We start from the raw sequence: 18,962 nt of genomic DNA on the forward strand, positions 1-18,962 counted from the left end.
CATGGCCGTACGCACACTGGCCTTTGTCGCCGCCATGTCCTGGGCCCTGGGCGCACACGCCGCGCCGGTCGAATACACCATCGACCCGGCCCACACCACCGTCTACTTCGCCGCCAGCCATTTCGAACGCAGCTCGGTACGCGGGCGCTTCGGCAAGATCGACGGGCGCATCGTCTATGACGCCGACAGCGGTGCCGGCGCGTTCGACGTGACCGTTGACCTGGCCTCGGTCGACACCGGCAACCGCACGCTGGATGGCGTGCTGCGCTCGGCACAATTCTTCGATGTCGCCCAGCATCCGCTGGCACGGGTGCGCGCGCAGCGCTTTATCGTCGAGGGCGGCCGGCTGGTTGCGGTCGAGGGCGAACTGACCGTGCACGGGGTGACGCAGCCGTTGCGGCTGCAGGCCGAGCGCTTCCGCTGCGGCGAGGTCACGCTGTTCGGCGTCAGCCGTCAGGTCTGCGGCGGCGACTTCCGCGCCGAAGTGCCGCGCAGTGCCTTCGGCATGACCCGCTTCCTGCCCGATGTGGGTGACACCATCACGCTGCAAGTGGCGGTCGAGGCATCGCCGGCGGGCAGCCCTGCGCAATAACCCGAAGCTTCCCAGAAGCGTCACCTTCGGCACGAATTTCTCTTGTAGAATCAGCGCTTTGCCAATTCCCTGCCACGCGCGCCTGCGTGTGCGGCGACGCGAGACAGAGAACATGTTCGAGATCACATCCGGCGACATCGTGGCTGCCGCGCTGGCGGCTGCCGGCGCCTGCCTGGCCTGCAGCATCCCTGGTGACTTCCTGCGGCGTTTCCCGCTGTGGGCGGTGCGCACCTACGGCCGCGGCGCGCTGCTGATGCCGTTCCTGGTGATGATGGTCGGCACCTGGCTGTTCCGCCTCGGCATGGCCGGCCAGATGGATACCCCCGCCGGCCAAGCGCTGGTGGTGGCGGCTGCCTTCCTGGCCACGCTGCTGCTGTCGGCGCTGCTGCGCTTCTACCTGAAGGAATACCGCAAGCGCTGATACGTGCGGCGCGCGGCGGCACGCCCGCTGTGCCGCCTTGCCCACGTTCCCTGCGCCGCCATGCGCACGGCCCCACCATCGAATCGCGTATGATGCGGCCTTTTGCGTCTCCCGCGCCGCCCTCCCGCGCCGGGGCGCCTGCTGCTCACTTCACTTCATGGCGCTTAAATCCACCATCTTCAAAGCCGAACTGGCCGTGTCCGACATGGACCGGCCCTACTACGGCAGCCACAGCCTGACCATCGCCCAGCATCCGTCCGAGAACGACGCGCGCATGATGGTGCGCCTGCTGGCCTTCGCCTGCGAAGCCACCGAAACACTGGCCTTCACGCGCGGCCTGGACGAGCCGGACGAGCCCGACCTGTGGGACAAGCGCCTGACCGGCGACATCGCCAACTGGGTCGAACTGGGCCAGCCCGATGAAGCGCGCCTGAAGCGCGCCGCCGCCCGCGCCGAGCGCGTGAACGTCTACACCTACAACGGCCCGAGCGCGCGTGAATGGTGGAAGGGCATGGCGGGCAAGGCCGGCAAGCTGCGCAACGTCACCATCTACAATGTCCCGACGGAAGCGGTCGAAGCGCTGGCCGCGCTGGCGCAGCGCGCGATGCGCCTGTCGGTGACGATCCAGGACGGCGATATCTGGGTCGCCGACGACGACCACAACGTGCAACTGCGGCTTGACGTGCTCCAGCACGCCCAAGCCTGAACGCAGCCGCCGCGCTGCATTCACCCAACCACCCCGTCTTTTCCCATCGGAAGGAAATACGCCATGCAAACCACGCCCTCTGGCCTGCAATACGAAGACACCACCGTCGGCTCCGGCGCCGAAGCCACCGCCGGCAATCACGTCACCGTGCACTACACCGGCTGGCTGTACGAGAACGGCCAGGCCGGCCGCAAGTTCGACTCGAGCAAGGACCGCAACGACCCGTTCGTGTTCCCGCTTGGCGCCGGCCATGTGATCCGCGGCTGGGACGAAGGCGTGCAGGGCATGAAGGTCGGCGGCGTGCGCCGCCTGGTGATCCCGGCCGACCTGGGCTACGGTGCGCGCGGCGCCGGCGGCGTGATCCCGCCGAACGCGACGCTGCTGTTTGAAGTGGAATTGCTGGCCGTTTAAAAGCCTGGCTGTCGTCCCCGCTGGCGCGGGGACGACGAGGAAGCGAATCCTACGCTATCAGGCGCCCTCTGCGCGTCAGAACCCGATGGCGGCGTTGCCGACATCGACGCGGACCTTGTCACGGTCCAGCAGCCGCGCCGCATGGCGCGCATAGTCCTGCGCCCAGGCAGGATCCCCGGAGAAGCGCGCTTCTCCCGAGAACTTGGCGACATTCAGGATCTTGTCGATCACCAGCACCTTGCCGACGGGGCTCGACGCCTGGCAGTCCAGCTCGGTGTACTCCCGGTCGAACCAGCGCCACGCGGCATCCTCGCCGACCGCGGCCAGCTCGTCCGTGCCGATCGTAAAGTCAAATTCCTTGCCGCTGCCGAACACCACCGTAAGCGTACGCGCCATCGCAGGTTCCCCCTGGTCGGATTGAGGCTCCCATTGTAAGGACATGGCCGCCCCGCGGGCCAGCAAATCACGGCGGCCTGATCGCGGACAAGCGTGCGCCAGCCCTCGCCCACCCGCGTGTCACAGGCGGCACGCCGCGCCAAACGTTGTCAGGCGCCCACACCGCGCCGGTTGCTCAGGTAATTCTGAGAAAAACTGGCACTTATGTCATTTCCCCCACCTGCCCGTGGCGCGGCTTTGATTTATGCTTGCACCATGGCCATCACGCGACAGGACCTCGAATCCGACCGGCTGCGCACCTCGCTGTGCAGTACGCCGGTCGCGTCCTCGCTGCTGCCCGAAGACGTGCTCGAGCAGTCCCTCTGCAACACGCTGGCGTGCCGGCCCGACGATCCCGCTCTCGGCGGCGATGTCTGGGTATTCGGCTATGGCTCCCTGATCTGGAACCCGATGGTGGTGCACACCGACCGCCGGCGCGCGACGGTGCATGGCTATCACCGCGGCTTCTATCTCTACTCCCGCATCAATCGAGGCACCTGGGACAACCCCGGGCTGGTGCTCGGTCTGGACCGCGGCGGCTGCTGCCACGGCATGGTGTTCCGCATCCCCAGCCACGTGGTCGAGCAGGAGTTCCGCGTGCTGTGGCGCCGCGAGATGCTGACCGGCGCCTACCATCCCCGCTGGCTGCGCATCCGCACCGACGACGGTCCCGAGCAGCGCGCCCTCGCCTTCGTCATGAACCGGGCGCACGAGGCCTATGCCGGCCGGCTGCCGGACGCCGACGTGGTCGAACGCCTGCGCCACGCCGCCGGGCTGTACGGCCCGGCGCGCGAATACCTGCAGCAAACCCTGCTTGGCCTGGCCACCAACGGCGTCGACGATCCCTATCTCGGGCGGCTGTGGCGCCAGTTGCAGGCCGACGACGCCGCCGATGCGGAACGCTCGACGCACCCCGCAGACTGCGCCGAGGCCGAGGACGTTGCGCCGCCGCCCTTGCCCACCACGTCACGCGAAACCGTCTGAGCCCTGGAGCAGCCGCCATGACGCGCCCCGCCGCCCGCACCCGCAGACAGGCACTCAACGAGTTGCTGGGCCTGATGGGCTTGCTGGTGGGCGGTGGACTGCTGGCGGCCCAGGGCGGCCAGACCCTGGCGGCACGCCCTGCCGGCGGCGCTGCCAGCCAGCCCGGCGCGGCGCGCGCGCCGCGCAACACCACCGCGCGCGCGCCAGTGCGCAGCGACGGCATCAGCGCCCTGGACCGCAACCTGATCACGGCCGCCGGGATCGGCGACCAGGACATGGTGGCGCGCCTGCTGGCCGCGGGTGCGACGGCGCGCGCAGCTGACGAACGCGGGCGCAGCGCGCTGCTGGCGGCGGTGCAGAACCGGCATGTCGAGGTCGCGCGCATGCTGGCACTGGCCGGCGCCGATGTCAATCTCAAGGACGCCGACGCCAACAGTCCCTTCCTGCTGGCCGCCGCCACCGGGCAGCCCGATATGGTGCGGCTCGCGCTGGCGCATGGGGCCGACCTTGCCAGCACCGACCGCTACCACGGCACCGCGCTGATCGCCGCCAGCCAGCACGGGCATGTGGAGGTGGTGAAGCTGCTGCTGAAGGCTGGCGTTGCGGTGGACCATGTCAACGACCTGGGCTGGACTGCGCTGCTGGAGGCGGTGGTGCTTGGCGACGGCAGCGCGCGTTATGAGGAGACGGTGCAGTTGCTGCTGGATGCGGGTGCGGATGCCAACCTGGCTGACCGCGAGGGCGTGACGCCGACGCGCCATGCGCGGGAGCGGGGGTACAAGACGATGGTGAAGATGCTGATGCGGGTGCGCGGGCATTGAGGCTGCGCGCGTTCGCAGAAAGACAAAGGCCGGTTGACCGGCCTTTGTCTTTGCTGCAACCGTCGGAAGCGGTTTGCCAACGGCCTCAGGCCGCCGCCGGCTTCTCGCCCTCCGCACTGCGCGCATTCTCGCTTTCCTGCAGATGCCGCCACATCACCTTGCCAGTGCCCGACTTCGGCAGCGCCTCCACGAACTCCACCACGCGCGGATACTTGTACGCGGCCATATTCTCCTTGGCCCATTCAATGATCGCTTCCGGCGTGGTCTTGCCCTTTGCATGCGCGCGCAGCACCACCACCGCCTTGACGGTCTCGCCGCGATACGGGTCGCGCGTGCCGATGATGCAGGCCTCCTGCACGTCAGGGTGCTTGTACAGCAGGTTCTCCACCTCGGCCGGCCACACCTTGAAGCCCGACGCATTGATCATGCGCTTGAGGCGGTCGGTGATGAAGTAATAGCCCTCTTCATCCATCCGGCCCAGGTCGCCGGTGCGGAAGAAGGTCTTGCCCTCAAACTCGATAAAGGCGTCGCGCGTGGCGTCGTCCTTGCCCCAGTAGCCCTTGAACACCTGCGGGCCGCTGACGATGATCTCGCCGGTCTCGTTGGGCGGCAGTTCCTTGAGCGTGACCGGGTCGACCACGCGCGCGTCGGTGTTGAAGGTCGGCACGCCCAGGCATTGCAGCTTGGGCCGGTCCGACGGGTTGCCGTGCGTCGGCGCCATGGTCTCGGACAGGCCGTAGCCCTCCAGGTAGCTGAGCCCGAACTGCTCGCGCAGCCGCTCGGCAACGGCTTGCGGCATGGCCGCGCCGCCGCCGCCGATATAGCGCAGGCTCGACAGGTCGAACTGCGCCAGGTTGGGGCTGGCCAGGAAATCGATCACCATGGTCGGGATATTGGTCCAGTGCGTGACCTGGTAGCGCGAGATCAGGCGGCCGGCCACTTCGCGGTCCCAGCGCGGCAGCATCACCACGGTGGCGCCGCTGTAGATCGGACCGTTCATGCCGTACTGCATGCCGGTGACGTGGAACAGCGGCAGCACCGACAGGATCACGGACTCGGCGCCCGAGCCCGACCAGGTCGCGCCGCCGACGATGTTGTGCATCACCGAGCGATGCGTATGGATGCAGCCCTTGGGGAAGCCGGTGGTGCCGGAGGTGTAGGGCATCACCGCCATGTCATCCGGCCTGGCGGTGTGCGGGCCGGGCAGCAGGCCGGCGCCAAGCGCCTCGGTCCACGCGGTAGCGCCCGCGGGCAGCGGGTGCGGCGTGGTCAGCCAGGCCGGCGGGGCGTCTTCCGGATGCTCATGCGTGGGCGGCAGCGCGTCGGCGTACCGCGTCACCAGCAGGTGCTGCAGGCGCTCGGCCGGCGCCAGTTCGGACACGGCCTGTTCGACGCCTGCTGCAAGGTCCGCCGTGCAGATCGCCACGCGCGCCTGTGCGTCGGTGACGTAGTGCTTGAATTCCTCGGCGCGGTTCATCGGGTTGACCGGCACCACCACCGCGTCGGCACGCAGGATGGCGTAGTAGCTGACGATGAACTGCGGGCAGTTCTGCATGTACAGCAGCACCCGGTCGCCCTTCTTCACGCCGGCCTTCTGCTGCAGCCAGCCCGCCAGCGCCGTGGCCTGCGCCTCCAGCTCGCGGAAGGTGATGGCGTTGCCGAAGTAGCGGATCGCCGCCTTGTCGGCGTAGCGGTGCGCCGACACTTCCAGGTTGTACCAGAGCGACGTCTCGGGCAGCACGATGGCGGTCGGCAGGCGCTTCGGCCAGAACTGGAAATGCGGGCGGGCTGGGGTCTGCATGAAACGTCTCCTGTGCGTCGGTCTCGGGACCGGGTCTGTCGGTATGGCCAAGGACTATAACCGAACGATCGTTCTATTTTCAACCGCAGACTTTCCCGAACCCCGCCCGGCGAGTGATTGGGGCGGGGCGTTGCATTCGGCGCCTTCGCCCCCACAATAGGGGTATCGAATGCCCTCTTCCGGGCGGCCCGCATTGCTGGGCCGCTCCTGCCCCTTTTCCTCACCGGGATACCCCATGAGCGACGTCACCCTGCAGAATTTCGAAACCGAAGTGATCGACGCCTCGCGCCACGCGCCCGTACTGGTCGACTTCTGGGCGCCCTGGTGCGGGCCGTGCCGCACGCTGGGCCCGATGCTGGAACGGCTCGAAGCCGAGGCCGACGGCCAGTGGAAGCTGGTCAAGGTCAATGTCGACGAAAACCAGGACCTGGCCGCGCACTTCGGCGTGCGCAGCATCCCGCATGTGGTGGCGATCGCCGAAGGCCAGGCGGTGGACCAGTTTATCGGCGTGCTGCCGGAATCCGGCCTGCGTGAATTCCTGGGCCGGCTGATGCCCAAACCCGCCCAGCTGGCGCTGTATGAGGCGCAGGAGCTGGCCGCCGAAGGCAACCGCGCTGGCGCCGAGGCCAAATTCGCGGAAGCCATCGCGCTCGACCCGGAAGCTGCCGACACGGCACGGCTGGCCTATATCGCCTTCCTGCTGGATGGCAATGCGATCGACGAGGCCAAGGCGCAGTTCGAGGCGCTGCCGCCGCGCGCCGCGCAGTTGGACGCTTATGCCGCGCTGCGCACGCGCATGGAAGCGATGGAAAACGTGTCCGGCCTGCCCGACCAGGCCACCCTCACGCGCCGCATCACCGCCGACCCGCGCGACCTGGCGGCGCGGCTGGACCTGGCGCGGCTGCTGATCGCGCGCCAGCAGTACGAGCCGGCGCTGGAGCAGTTGCTGGCGATCGTGCGCACCGACCGCGGCTATGAGGACGATATCGGCCGCAAGACCATGCTGTCGGTATTCGAGATGCTGGCCGACCAGCCCGAGGTGGTATCGCGCTGGCGCCGCCAGCTCAGCACTTCGCTGAACTGAGCGGCAGGGCTACGTCCCTGGCGCGGTAAACTGGCGGGCTCAGACCCGCCAGTTTTTTTTACGCCCCTGCCATGCCAGCTCCCCGCCTGATCGATTTCAAGACCGACCCCGCCCCGACCCACGACCGCCCGCGCGAAGACCGGCTGGTGTCTGGCAACCCGGACCGCACCACCTGGACGCACTACAGCGCGCGGCATGGCGATTTCGATTGCGGCATCTGGGCGTGCGAGCCGGGCGCGTGGCGCATTGCCTTCCCGGCCGGCAAGGAAGAGTTCTTCCACGTAATCAGCGGCCGCATCCGCATCAGCGACGAGGCCGGCAACGCCAGCGAGTTCGGCCCGGGCGACGCCTGCGTGATCCCGGCCGGCTTTACCGGGCTGTTCCAGGTGCTGGAGCCGGTGCGCAAGTATTTCGTGGTGATCGACCGCGACGCGGCGCGGCCGCTCTGAACGCCGGCGTGCTCAGGCCGGGGTGGCCGGCCCCTCGACCAGGGTGAAGCCGTTCTCGCGCATATGTTCGACCATCATCGCATCCATCGACTTGACGTGATGGTCGAACCAGCCTGACAGCTCGGCCACCAGGCGCCGACCCAGCCCGAACTCGGCATCGGTGTGCACCTTGTCGCGCACCGCGGCGGCCACGGCCAGCACCTGCTGGTGCTCGCCCGCATGGCAATGGCGCGGGCCGAAGCCCATCGCTTCCATCCACTGTTCTTCCTGCGCGAAATGATGGCGGGTATGGTCGATCCACTCGTCCATTGCGGCCAGGAAGCCGGCGTCGTCGGCGCTGGCCACGGCCGCCAGCAGCTGCACGAACTCGGCATGGGTGGCATCGGTAACCGGCTCGCCCAGGTGGAGGTGGTCCGGCAGGCCGGCGGAGGAAAGCTGGTCTTTGGCGTCCATGGGATCGGCTGCAAACGTAGGAAAAACGGCAAGGATACCCAATCGCCGCGGCCCGGGCCTGATCTCGCGCAAGCCGGGCGGGTATGCTGTGGGCTATGCGCCCCGCCCGCCACTCCTACATGCCATGCCACGACTGATCTTCTTCTGCGGCCATGCCGGCACCGGCAAGACCACCCTCGCCCACCGTCTGATCGGCCCGCTGATGCAGGCCACCGGCGAGCCGTTCTGCCTGCTCGACAAGGACACCCTGTACGGTCGCTACAGCGCCGCCGCCATGGGCGCCATCACCGGCGACCCGAACGACCGCGACAGCCCGGCCTACCTGGACAACCTGCGCGACCCGGAATACCAGGGGCTGCTCGACACCGCGCGCGAGAACCTGATGCTGGGCATCAGCGTGCTGGTGATCGGCCCGCTGTCGCGCGAGGTCCGCGCCCATCTGCTGCACGATCCGGAATGGCTGCACGTGCCCGACGGCACCATGGTGCGCATCGTATGGGTCCACCTGCCGGAAGACGAGGCGCATGCGCGCATCATCAAGCGCGGCAATCCCAACGATGCCTACAAGCTGCAGCACTGGGAGGCCTACCGCACGCGGCGCTTCATGCCGACTGCGCAGGAATACCCGGAACTGATCGTCTTCGACAATCTCGCCCCGGGCGATGCCGAGGTCGACGGGCTGCTGCGCGCACTGAGCGCCTGAATGAGCGCCTGAATGAGCGCCTGAGCCCTTCAGCCGCGCGCGATCTCCCCGATCACGGCCGACGCCGCCACGAAGCCGAACACCGCCGTCACCGCCACCGACGAGCCGAAGCCCGCGCAGGCCAGCCCCTGCGGGCCATGGGTGGCCGGCGGCGGCGCTTCGTCGATCTCGCACGCCTGCTGCTCCGGCTCGGGGTACTGCAGCGGCTCGTCGGAATACACCGCGGCGATGCCGAACTTCTTCTTCGGGTCGCGGGTAAAGCCCCACTGCTTGCGCAGGTTGGCGCGCACCTTGGACAGCAGCGGGTCCTGGATCGTGCGCGCCAGGTCGTCGATGCGCACGCGGGTGGGATCAAGCTGGCCGCCGGCGCCGCCGCAGGTGATCACCGCCACGCCCTGGCGCCGCGCCCAGCCCAGCATCTCGGTCTTGACGCGCACCGCGTCGATGGCGTCGATCACGTAGTCATAGCCGGCGCCGAGCAACTCGGGCACGTTGTCGGGGGTGACGAAGTCATCGACCTGTGTCACCCGGCAGCGCGGGTTGATGGCGACGATGCGCTCGGCCATGGCCTCGACCTTGGCGCGCCCGTAGGCGTCGCCCAGCGCGTGGATCTGGCGGTTGGTATTGGACAGCGCGATATGGTCCAGGTCGATCAGCGTGATGCGGCCGACCGCGTTGCGCGCCAGCGCCTCGGCGGCCCAGCTGCCGACGCCGCCGATGCCGACCACGCACACATGGGCCGCCTCCAGCCGCGCCAGCCCGGCGGCGCCGTAGAGCCGCGCCACGCCGCCAAAGCGGCGGTGGTAGTCGTCATCGGCCGGGCTTTCGTGGGTCAGCGGCTCGGGTAGGCCGGCGAGGTCGTGTGCGGCATCGTTCATGCTGGAATTCGGGTCGAAGGGGCTCGCGGACGCGTCGCGCGGGCATCGCCGCCGCGACAAATCCGGCGCAAAAATCCGGCATTCTCCGGCGGCGATGTCAGCCAATCCCCGACAAAGACGGGAAGCGCGCAACTATACAATAGACGTGCAGTGGTTCGTTCGCCGCCCCGCGCTCGGGTCAGCGGCCCCGGACCTGCCCCCGCCAGACTGGAGCCCGCCTCATGCCCGTGCGCCGCAAGGTCGTTCTGTGGAGTGTCCTGACACCCATTGCGCTGATCGCGCTGCTGGTGGTTCTGATCCTGACCTTCGACTGGAACCGCCTCAAGCCCTGGCTCAACGACCGCGTCACCGAAGCCATCGGCCGCCCCTTTGCCATCAACGGCGACCTGACCGTGACCTGGCGCCGCGGCGAGGGCGAGAAAGGCTGGCATACGCTGGTGCCGTGGCCCCGGCTGTCGGCGCGCGACATCACCATCGGCAATCCCGACTGGGCCAGGCAGCCCAATCTCGCCACCGTTCGCGAGCTGATCTTCGTGCTGCGCCCGGTGCCGCTGCTGGCGCACCAGATCGCCGTGCCCACCATCGTCGTGGACAGCCCGGCGGTGTGGCTGGAGCGCCTGGCGGACAGCCGCAACAACTGGACCTTCGATACCGGCCCCAAGACCGGCACCTCCAAATGGGAGCTGGATATCGGCGAGGTCGTGCTTGCGCGTGGCAACCTGGCGCTGTCGGACCAGCTCAAGAAGATCGAGCTGCAGGCCGAGCTCGACACCATCGGCGAGAGCCCGCTCTACGACAAGGCCCGCAACGGCGCGCTGGTCGCGCCCGAAGCGTCCGCGGTGCCGCCCGGGCCGCCCGCCAGCGCGGTGGCGGCAGCTTCCGCGCCGCCGGCCTCGGCGCCTGGCGCTTCCGCTCCGGCAGCCACGGCCAAGGGTGCGAACGGCCGCTACGGGATGCGCTGGCAAGCCACCGGCCGCTACAACGACGCCACCATCAACGCCACCGGCAAGGCCGGCACGGTGCTGAGCCTGCGCAATACCAACGTGCCCTTCCCGATTCTGGCCGACGTGCGCGTCGGCACCACCCGCGCGGTGATCGAAGGCACGGTCACCAATCCCGCCCACCTGGCCGCGCTCGATGTGCACCTGACCCTGGCCGGCGACAGCATGGCCAAGCTCTATGCACTGACCGGCGTGGTGCTGCCGTCCACGCCGCCGTACCAGACCCGCGGCCGGATGATGGCGACGCTGCGCAAGGAAGGCTCGATCTACGAGTACCAGAAGTTCACCGGCCGCGTCGGCGGCAGCGACCTGTCCGGCACGCTGACCTTCACCAAGCGCGACCCGCGCCCGCTGCTGGCCGGCAACCTGGTGTCCAACCAGCTGCGCTTCGTCGACCTGGCGCCGCTGATTGGCGCCGACGCCAAGCCGGGCCGGCCGGCCAAGGACAGCCCGGTGACGCAGCCGCCCGCCAAGGCGCTGCCGGTGGCGCCGTTCCGCACCGAGCGCTGGGACGAGATCGACGCCGACGTGCATTTCACCGGGAAGCGCATCATCCGGGATGCCGAGCTGCCGATCACCGACCTGGTCACGCACCTGAAGCTGCAGGACGGCGTGCTGCTGCTGGACCCGCTCAACTTCGGCGTGGCCGGCGGCAACCTGGTGTCGACCCTGCGGCTGGACGGCAAGCGCGAGCCAATGGGAGCGATGATCGACATGACCGCGCGGCGCATGAAGCTCAAGCAGCTGTTCCCGACCGTCGACCTGATGCGCGCCAGCATCGGCGAACTCAATGGCAAGGCCAAGCTGTCGGCCACCGGCAATTCGGTGGCGGCACTGCTGGGCTCGTCCAACGGCGAGGCGCGGCTGCTGGTGGAGAACGGCACCGTCAGCAAGTTCCTGCTTGAAGCCATCGGCCTGAACGTGGGCAGCCTGGTGATTTCCAAGCTGTTCGGCGACAAGCCGGTGCAGATCAACTGCGGCGTCAGCGATTTCACGTTTACCGACGGCATCGCGCGGGCGCGCACCTTCGTGCTCGATACCGACGACGCGGTGATCGAGACCACTGGCGGCATCGACCTGCGCGATGAACGGCTGGCACTGACCATCCACCCCGACTCCAAGGGTCTGCGTGTATTCTCGCTGCGCTCGCCGCTGTACGTGGGCGGCACCTTGAAAAAGCCGACCGTGAGCCCGGACATCGGCGTACTGGCGCTGCGCGCCGGCGGCGCGCTGTCGCTGGCGCTGCTGGCGCCGGTGGCGACCGCCGTGCTGCCGCTGCTGGACATTTCTCCTGGCGGCGAGGACACCCAGTGCGCCAGGCTGCTGGCCGACCTGCGCAAGCGCCCGACCGCACCTCCGCCGGGCAAGACCTACAAGGATCCGAAGGCTGCCAGCGCGGTCGCTGGCCAGCCGGCCCCGGGCGCCACGCCGGGCACGCCGGCCGAAGCCGCGGCCCAGCCGGGCAAGCCCGCGCGTGCGGCTGACCAGCGCGCGCCGGCGCGCACTGACAGCGATGCGCTGTACAAGGGCGGTTGACCCCTGACATCCCCTGCCATCCCCCTGCGGCGTTGCGGCCAGCCGGCAGCGATGGCCGCAACACCGCAGCGGCCATGAAATGTCATCACGATTGTCTGAAGCAAATTCGCAACACCTCGCGCCGCTGCGTCATCCTGCCGCACTTTGCCGTTGTGCCCCGCCCACACCAGGCGCATAATTAAACGGCCATTTACAAGAAACTTAAGCAATGGCAAGCATCGGATGCGGTGCGGGCTCGCCCGTCTGCATCCTTCGGAAGGCGCGGCTTCGGCCGCCCTTGTTTTCCGCCTCGGCACGGCCGCCGGCCGCCACGAGCGCGGCCACACGACGCCACTCGCCCGCCCCGCCATGTCGCTGCCACACGCTGCCGTCCCGCCGATCACCTGGCTGATCGCGCTGACGGTGTGCAACCACGTGGCCTACAACGCCAGCCGCGTGGTGGTGTCGCTGTTCGCAATTTCCCTCAAGGCTTCCACCGTCACGCTCGGCGTGCTGATGTCGCTGTACGCGCTGTTGCCGATGCTGCTGGCGATCCGCGCCGGCAAGCGCATCGACGAGATCGGCCCGCGCAAGCCGATGACCGCGGGTTCGCTGATGGTGGTGACAGGCACGCTGCTGCCGGCGGTCTGGCACGACACCGGCGCGCTGTACCTGTCGTGCGCGCTGATCGGCGTGGGCTTCATGCTGGTCCAGGTGGCGATGCAGTTGCTGATCGGCCTGGTCTCCACCAATGAGACCCGGCTGCGCAACTACACCTGGCATGCGCTCGGGCTGTCGGTCTCGGGCACGCTCGGGCCGGTGGCGATGGGCTATGTGATCGAACACGCGGGCTTCCGCCCCGCTTTCCTGGTGCTGGTGGCGGTGGCGCTGGTCGGCCAGGCCGGCCTGCAATGGGTGCGCCCGCGGCTGCCGGCGCACGGCGGCAATGCCGGACGCATCGCCATCGACGACGGCAGCCGCCATTCCACGCTGGACCTGCTGCAGCATCCCGAGCTGCGCGCGGTCTTCGTCGCCAGCGCGGTGCTGTCGGCGGCGTGGGACCTGCACGCCTTCCTGATCCCGATCCAGGGTTCGCGCATCGGCCTGTCACCGTCGTCGATCGGCTGGGTGCTGGGTGCCTTTGCCATTGCCACCTTCGCCATCCGCGTGGCGATGCCGATGGTGTCGCGCCGGCTCTCGGAGTGGAAGATCATCCGCGCCGCGCTGCTGGTAGGCGCGCTGGCCTACCTGGTCTATCCGTTCGTCGCGCATTTCTGGCTGATGTGCGGGCTGGCCTTCGTGCTGGGCCTGGCACTCGGCAGCGCGCAGCCCAACGTCATGAATTTGCTGCACCGTGCCTCGCCCCATGGACGCGCCGGCGAGGCACTGGGCCTGCGCTCGGCAGTGCTCAATACCAGCCAGGTGGTGTGGCCGCTGACCTTCGGCGTGGTTGGCACGGCGCTGGGTATGCTGCCTATCTTCCTGTCGATGGCGGGGGCGATGGGCGCGGCCGGCTACTATTCGCGCCGCCAGGGGCGCAAGGCGCTGCCGCCGCCGGCCTGAGTAACGTACACCACGCGCCACGCATGCAGGGTGATGCGTGCGCCGCGCCTTGTCGCCACACAAATGCGGCCCCCGACGCATTCGCTATACTCAAATCAGCCGGACCTGCGGCCCCGCCCCCGGGCGCACCGCGCATCCCGACCGATTTCCTGATGATTGCGACATGACTCAACTCGCCGACCTTCGCCGTACCTACGTCCTGGGCTCCCTGTCCGAAACCGACGTCGCCCCCGACCCGATGAGCCAGTTCAAGCGCTGGTTCGACGAGGCGGTCACGGCCAAGCTGCCCGAACCCAATGCCATGACGCTGGCCACCGTGGACGCCACGGGCCAGCCGTCGGCGCGCATCGTGCTGCTCAAGGGTATCGACGACCGTGGCTTCACCTTCTTCACCAACTACGAAAGCCGCAAGGGCCTGGACCTGGCCGCCAACCCGCGCGCCGCGCTGTTGTTCCACTGGGTGCAGCTGGAGCGCCAGGTGCGCGTCGAAGGCTACGTCGAGAAGGTTTCCGACGACGAGAGCGATGCCTATTTCGCCTCGCGCCCGCTCGGCTCGCGCGTGGGCGCGTGGGCCTCTGAACAGAGCCGCGAAGTGCCCGGCCGCGACGTGCTGGAGCAACGCGAACTGGAATACCGCAGCAAGTTCGGCGAGAACCCGCCGCGCCCGCCGCACTGGGGCGGCTACCGCCTGGTGCCCACGGCGCTGGAGTTCTGGCAGGGACGCCCCTCGCGCCTGCACGACCGCATCGCCTACCGGGTCCACCCGGACGGTAGCTGGCAGATCGTGCGCCTGTCGCCCTGAGGCGGCTGGCGCAAGTGCCCCGGATGCGCACTAAAGGGGCTGTCCCGGGGCCTTCGGGGCAGTGCGCTGCACTGGATGCGGATTTCGACTAAAGTGAGACTGGCGTCGCTTGACTTTTTCGCGAGCGCTCGCGACGGACCTGGGCAAGGCTAGTCCAGTGAAGCAAGCAGTACCAACCAGCCTTGGCCGATGCGTCGCGCGAAGCGTGTGCCGCAACCATCGGGAGGTAAAGCGCATGTTTTTCAAGCAAGCCCTGGAAAGGCAACTCGACAACTGGATCGCTGACCTGCGTGAAAATGCCAACTTGCCGGTCAGCTTGCGCCTGTGGAACGGCACGGAATACCCGCTCGGGCATTTCGACAAGCCGGAGGTCACGCTGACGGTGCGCGAGGCCGCGGCGTTGCCGCTGCTGCTGACGCCAAGCCTGGACAACCTGGGCGAAGCATACGTGCAGGGCAAGATCGACTTCGAGGGCAGGCTGGCGGACATCATCAAGGTCGGCTACGGCTTGTCGGCCGCGGCGACGCGCCACGCCGGCGGCGCGCTGGCCAGGGTTGCGGAGCACTTCTCGCACACCAAGCAGAAGGACAAGGAGTCGATCCAGTACCACTACGACGTCTCCAACGATTTCTACAAGCTCTGGCTCGATCCCAACATGGTCTACTCCTGCGCCTACTTCGAGAACGGCGACGAGGACCTGGCGACCGCGCAGTTCAAGAAGATCGACCACATCCTGACCAAGATCCGGCTGCAGCCGGGCCAGACGCTGCTCGATATCGGCTGCGGCTGGGGCGCGCTGGTGCTACGCGCCGCGCAACAGTTTGGCGCCCGCTGCGTGGGCATCACGCTGTCGCAGAACCAGTTCGACCTGGCCACCGAGCGCGTCAGGGCCGCGGGCCTGTCGGACCGCATCGAGATCCGGCTGCAGGACTACCGCGACACCGCCGGCACCTTCGACCGCATCACCAGCGTCGGCATGTTCGAGCACGTCGGCAAGGACAACCTGACCGGGTACTTCGCGCGCATGCGCGAGCTGCTGGCCGACGACGGCTATGCGATGAACCACGGCATCACCTCGCCCGACCCGGACAACGGTGAAACGCCGATGGACGGCGCCGGGTTCATGGACCGCTACGTGTTCCCGCAGGGCGAATTGCCGCATATCGGGCTGGTGTTGACCACGCTGGAGAAAGGCGGGCTGGAAGCGTACGACGTCGAACTGCTGCGCCGCCATTACGCGCAGACGCTGCACCACTGGGCAGAGAATTTCGAAGCCCAGGGCGAGACCATCCGCAACCTGGTCGGCGAGAAGAAGTACCGGATCTGGCGCGTCTACCTGGCCGGTTGCGCGCACGCCTTCGAGACCGACAAGATGTCGATCTACCAGGTGGTCTGCCACAAGGCCAAGCTGCCCGCCGGCACGCTGCCGTGGTCGCGCCACTACATCTACGACCAACCCATCGGCCGCAATGCCTGACGGCGCCCCTCGCGATTGACCCAGTGCGCGGCAAGCCCCGCCATTCATGGTGGGGAAGGATAGCGCGGACGGCGTAGCCGTCCTTGCTGTTGGTTTTTCAGTGTGGGGTCTGCTGTTGTTCGATGTACTGGCGCACGATGGCGATCGGTGCGCCGCCACAGGATGATGCGAAGTAGGAAGGCGACCACAGCACGCCCTTCCAGTAGCGTTTCTGGATGTCGGGTCTTTCCTTGCGCAGCAGGCGGCTGGACACGCCCTTGAGGCTGTTCACCAGATTCGACACCGCGACCTTGGGCGGGTACTCCACCAGCAGGTGAACGTGATCGTCCTCGCCGTCCATCTCGATCAAGTTCGCCTCGAAGTCGGCGCATACCTTGTCGAAGATGGCGTGCAGCCGTTTGATGGCGTCGCCGTCGAACACTCTGCGGCGGTATTTCGCCACGAAGACCAAATGGACGTGCATCTTGAAAACACAGTGTCTTCCGTGTCTAATATCGTTGTCATCGCTCATAGGCCAAGAGTATGATTGAGCCATGCAGCGACTTCAAGCCTACAAGTACGAACTGATGCCGACCGGCGAGCAGCAACGCAACATGCGTCGCTTTTCTGGTTCGTGCCGGTTCGTCTTCAACAAGGCACTGGCGTTGCAGAAGGCTCGTTACGAGCAAGGCGAGAAGAAGCACGGCTACGCCGGACTGTGCAAGCTGCTCACCGAGTGGCGCAACAGCACGGAAACCGCATGGCTGGCCGATGCGCCGGTTCATCCGCTGCAACAGACGCTCAAAGATTTGGAGCGGGCCTACGGCAACTTCTTTGCCAAGCGGGCCGACTTTCCGCGCTTCAAGAAGAAGGGCCAGGGCGACAGTTTCCGCTATCCCGACCCCAAGCAAATCAAGCTCGACCAGGCCAGCAGCCGCCTGTTTTTGCCCAAGCTGGGCTGGCTGCGATACCGCAACAGCCGGAAGGTGCTGGGGGTGGTGAAGAACGTCACAGTCAGGCAGTCCTGCGGCAAGTGGTTCGTGTCGATCCAGACCGAGCGTGAGGTCGAACAGCCGGTGGCACGGGCCGCGAGCGCGGTTGGCATCGACATGGGTGTTGCCCGGTTCGCCACGCTTTCGGACGGGACGTTCTACGCCCCGCTCAATAGTTTCAAGCGGCAAGAGGCCGCGCTGCGCAAAGCGCAGCAGGCGATGAGCCGCAAACAGAAGTTCAGCAGCAACTGGAAGAAGGCGAAAGCCCGCGTCCAGCGCATCCATTCCCGCCTCGGCAATGCCCGCCGCGACTACCTCCACAAGTGCTCCACCACGATCAGCCAAAACCACGCGATGGTGTGTATCGAGGACTTGCAGGTACGGAACATGTCCAGGTCGGCGGCAGGCAGCACCGAACAGCCGGGTAAGCAGGTTCAGGCCAAGTCCGGCCTGAACAAAGCCATCCTCGATCAAGGCTGGTTCGAGTTCCGCCGCCAACTGGACTACAAGCTGGCTTGGAACGGTGGCTATCTCATCGCCGTGCCACCGCAGAACACGAGCCGCACCTGTCCATGCTGCGGCCATGTCTCGGCAGACAACCGCCAGACGCAAGCCCGGTTCGAGTGCGTGGAATGCGGTTTCGAGGAAAATGCCGATGTGGTCGGCGCGATCAATGTTCTAAGGGCGGGACACGCCCGGTTAGCCTGTGAAGTGAACGCTGCGGTAACGGCGTCAGCAGCAGGAACCCACCGAAGCGACTCAGGGGCGGCTCAATGCCGCGTCTGAGCGCCGTAGGAATCTCCGGCCTTCAGGTCGGGGAGGATGTCAATGAAGATCTGTTTGGCGGGCTGCCCCTGCCCGCCGTGCCCGCCCAGCAGGAACGGCCCGCTTCCTCCACCCCCTCCGGCAAACCCGCACGCGCCCAGAGCGTGCAGCCCACGCGCGCGGACGACGCGCTGCAGGCGCTGGCCGCGCGGCTGCCCACGAACCTGTACTTCGGCACCTCCTCCTGGGCCTACCCCGGCTGGAACGGCATGGTCTATGACGGCGAGTACGGCGACAGCCTGCTATCGCGCAAGGGACTGGCCGCGTATTCGCGCCATCCGCTGCTGCGCGCGGCCGGCATCGACCGCGGCTTCTACGGGCCGATCCCGCTGGCGGACTACCTGTCCTACGCGGCACAGGTGCCTGACGGCTTCCGCTTCCTGGTCAAGGCGCCGGCCAGCGTCTGCGATGCCTGGCTGCGCGGCTCGGACGGCGCCGGCCGGCTGGCCAATGCGGCGTTCCTGGATGCGGAGATCGCCGTGCGCGATTTCATTACGCCGGCCACCAGCGGCCTGGGCAGCAAGTGCGGGCCGCTGCTGTTCCAGCTTTCGCCGATGGGCGCCCTGGCGGACAGCGCGGTGTTCCTGGAGCGGCTCGATGCCTTCCTAGGCGCGCTGCCGCCGCTGGATCCGTCGCTCACGCCGCACGCCTGCTACACGGTGGAACTGCGCGACCCGGCGCTGCTGACGCCGCGCTATATCCGGCTGCTGCGCCGCCACGGCGTGCGCTTCTGCCTGGCGGCGCGCGACCGGCTGCCGCCGGTGCCGCGCCAGGCCGCGGCGCAGGCGCTGATGGATGAGGAGACGCCGGGCCCGCTGGTGCTGCGCTGGATGCTGCATGCGGGCCGCCCGTACGCATTTGCTGAGAAGCTCTATGCGCCCTTCGACCGCATCGTCGACGACGATCCCGACACGCGCCACGCCATCGCCGACGTGGTCGCGCGTACGCTGCGCGCCGGCCAGCCCGCCATCGTCATCGTCAGCAACAACGCCGAGGGCTGCGCCCCGATCAGCTGCGTGCGGCTGGCCGAGGCCATCGCCGCACGGCTGGAAGCCGGGTCCCGCTAGGCG

At 67.8% G+C, this 18,962-nt stretch carries 20 protein-coding genes; 15 read left to right on the forward strand and 5 right to left on the reverse strand.

All coding sequences use genetic code 11. The features are described from left to right. The first annotated feature begins 1 nt into the window (after position 1). From AC10V3_RS15420 to AC10V3_RS15435, 4 genes are all read left to right on the forward strand, one after another. Positions 2-592, forward strand: a complete 591-nt coding sequence (locus AC10V3_RS15420) for a YceI family protein (protein ID WP_022536139.1) — start codon at positions 2-4, stop codon at positions 590-592. Positions 593-704: 112 nt separating this feature from the next. Continuing rightward, complete coding sequence (locus tag AC10V3_RS15425; RefSeq protein WP_022536140.1) at positions 705-1,013, forward strand: hypothetical protein; 309 nt, start codon at positions 705-707, stop codon at positions 1,011-1,013. A gap of 157 nt (positions 1,014-1,170) precedes the next feature. Beyond that, positions 1,171-1,719 carry a YaeQ family protein gene (locus AC10V3_RS15430; protein WP_022536141.1) on the forward strand — a complete coding sequence of 183 codons (549 nt, stop codon included), beginning with the start codon at positions 1,171-1,173 and terminating at the stop codon, positions 1,717-1,719. 63 nt (positions 1,720-1,782) lie between these two features. Further along, the gene (locus AC10V3_RS15435; RefSeq protein WP_022536142.1) at positions 1,783-2,130 is read left to right on the forward strand and encodes an FKBP-type peptidyl-prolyl cis-trans isomerase; all 348 of its coding nucleotides are present in this window, start codon (positions 1,783-1,785) and stop codon (positions 2,128-2,130) included. Between the two features lie 75 nt (positions 2,131-2,205). On the opposite strand, the gene AC10V3_RS15440 is transcribed toward AC10V3_RS15435, so the two are convergent. Continuing rightward, entirely contained in the window at positions 2,206-2,526 is a 321-nt protein-coding gene (locus tag AC10V3_RS15440) for a hypothetical protein (RefSeq protein ID WP_490922449.1), read from the reverse strand. Positions 2,527-2,781: 255 nt separating this feature from the next. On the opposite strand from AC10V3_RS15440, the gene AC10V3_RS15445 reads away from it, so the two are divergent. After that, the gene (locus tag AC10V3_RS15445; protein ID WP_051369791.1) at positions 2,782-3,549 is read left to right on the forward strand and encodes a gamma-glutamylcyclotransferase; all 768 of its coding nucleotides are present in this window, start codon (positions 2,782-2,784) and stop codon (positions 3,547-3,549) included. Positions 3,550-3,566: 17 nt separating this feature from the next. Continuing rightward, positions 3,567-4,370, forward strand: coding sequence for an ankyrin repeat domain-containing protein (locus AC10V3_RS15450; protein WP_022536145.1), 804 nt, complete (start codon positions 3,567-3,569; stop codon positions 4,368-4,370). 85 nt (positions 4,371-4,455) lie between these two features. On the opposite strand, the gene AC10V3_RS15455 is transcribed toward AC10V3_RS15450, so the two are convergent. Then, positions 4,456-6,171, reverse strand: a complete 1,716-nt coding sequence (locus tag AC10V3_RS15455; protein ID WP_022536146.1) for a long-chain fatty acid--CoA ligase — start codon at positions 6,169-6,171, stop codon at positions 4,456-4,458. A gap of 235 nt (positions 6,172-6,406) precedes the next feature. On the opposite strand from AC10V3_RS15455, the gene trxA reads away from it, so the two are divergent. Then, positions 6,407-7,255, forward strand: a complete 849-nt coding sequence (gene trxA / locus AC10V3_RS15460) for a thioredoxin (protein WP_022536147.1) — start codon at positions 6,407-6,409, stop codon at positions 7,253-7,255. A gap of 71 nt (positions 7,256-7,326) precedes the next feature. Continuing rightward, complete coding sequence (locus AC10V3_RS15465) at positions 7,327-7,704, forward strand: cupin domain-containing protein (RefSeq protein ID WP_022536148.1); 378 nt, start codon at positions 7,327-7,329, stop codon at positions 7,702-7,704. Between the two features lie 12 nt (positions 7,705-7,716). Here the strand turns inward: AC10V3_RS15465 and AC10V3_RS15470 are convergent, their stop codons facing one another. Then, the gene (locus tag AC10V3_RS15470; RefSeq protein WP_490922451.1) at positions 7,717-8,157 is read right to left on the reverse strand and encodes a bacteriohemerythrin; all 441 of its coding nucleotides are present in this window, start codon (positions 8,155-8,157) and stop codon (positions 7,717-7,719) included. 124 nt (positions 8,158-8,281) lie between these two features. Between AC10V3_RS15470 and AC10V3_RS15475 the strand changes: the two genes are divergently transcribed. Further along, positions 8,282-8,860, forward strand: coding sequence for a P-loop nucleotide/nucleoside kinase family protein (locus AC10V3_RS15475; protein ID WP_490922452.1), 579 nt, complete (start codon positions 8,282-8,284; stop codon positions 8,858-8,860). A 29-nt stretch (positions 8,861-8,889) separates the two neighbouring features. Here AC10V3_RS15475 and tcdA read toward each other — a convergent pair whose 3' ends face one another. Continuing rightward, a complete protein-coding gene (tcdA, locus tag AC10V3_RS15480; RefSeq protein WP_022536151.1) occupies positions 8,890-9,738 on the reverse strand; it encodes a tRNA cyclic N6-threonylcarbamoyladenosine(37) synthase TcdA in 849 nt (282 codons plus the stop codon). A 221-nt stretch (positions 9,739-9,959) separates the two neighbouring features. On the opposite strand from tcdA, the gene AC10V3_RS15485 reads away from it, so the two are divergent. The 4 genes from AC10V3_RS15485 to AC10V3_RS15500 all read left to right on the forward strand — a co-directional run bounded on the left by AC10V3_RS15485 (position 9,960) and on the right by AC10V3_RS15500 (position 16,096). Beyond that, on the forward strand, positions 9,960-12,275 hold the full coding sequence (locus AC10V3_RS15485) for an AsmA family protein (protein ID WP_454752257.1): 2,316 nt from the start codon (positions 9,960-9,962) through the stop codon (positions 12,273-12,275). 348 nt (positions 12,276-12,623) lie between these two features. Continuing rightward, entirely contained in the window at positions 12,624-13,817 is a 1,194-nt protein-coding gene (locus AC10V3_RS15490; RefSeq protein WP_041681556.1) for an MFS transporter, read from the forward strand. A 163-nt stretch (positions 13,818-13,980) separates the two neighbouring features. Continuing rightward, entirely contained in the window at positions 13,981-14,619 is a 639-nt protein-coding gene (gene pdxH, locus AC10V3_RS15495; RefSeq protein WP_022536154.1) for a pyridoxamine 5'-phosphate oxidase, read from the forward strand. Positions 14,620-14,854: 235 nt separating this feature from the next. Beyond that, the gene (locus AC10V3_RS15500) at positions 14,855-16,096 is read left to right on the forward strand and encodes an SAM-dependent methyltransferase (protein WP_022536155.1); all 1,242 of its coding nucleotides are present in this window, start codon (positions 14,855-14,857) and stop codon (positions 16,094-16,096) included. A gap of 97 nt (positions 16,097-16,193) precedes the next feature. Here AC10V3_RS15500 and tnpA read toward each other — a convergent pair whose 3' ends face one another. Further along, positions 16,194-16,607: an IS200/IS605 family transposase gene (gene tnpA / locus AC10V3_RS15505; RefSeq protein WP_374063612.1), complete on the reverse strand. Its 414-nt coding sequence runs from the start codon at positions 16,605-16,607 to the stop codon at positions 16,194-16,196. Between the two features lie 22 nt (positions 16,608-16,629). Between tnpA and AC10V3_RS15510 the strand changes: the two genes are divergently transcribed. Both AC10V3_RS15510 and AC10V3_RS15515 read left to right on the forward strand, forming a co-directional pair. Continuing rightward, positions 16,630-17,853 carry an RNA-guided endonuclease InsQ/TnpB family protein gene (locus AC10V3_RS15510; protein ID WP_022533340.1) on the forward strand — a complete coding sequence of 408 codons (1,224 nt, stop codon included), beginning with the start codon at positions 16,630-16,632 and terminating at the stop codon, positions 17,851-17,853. Then, a complete protein-coding gene (locus AC10V3_RS15515) occupies positions 17,841-18,959 on the forward strand; it encodes a DUF72 domain-containing protein (RefSeq protein WP_490922454.1) in 1,119 nt (372 codons plus the stop codon). The genes AC10V3_RS15510 and AC10V3_RS15515 overlap by 13 nt, the downstream gene beginning before the upstream one ends. Positions 18,960-18,962: the final 3 nt, after the last annotated feature.

Source organism: Cupriavidus sp. PB-02 (assembly GCF_058252315.1).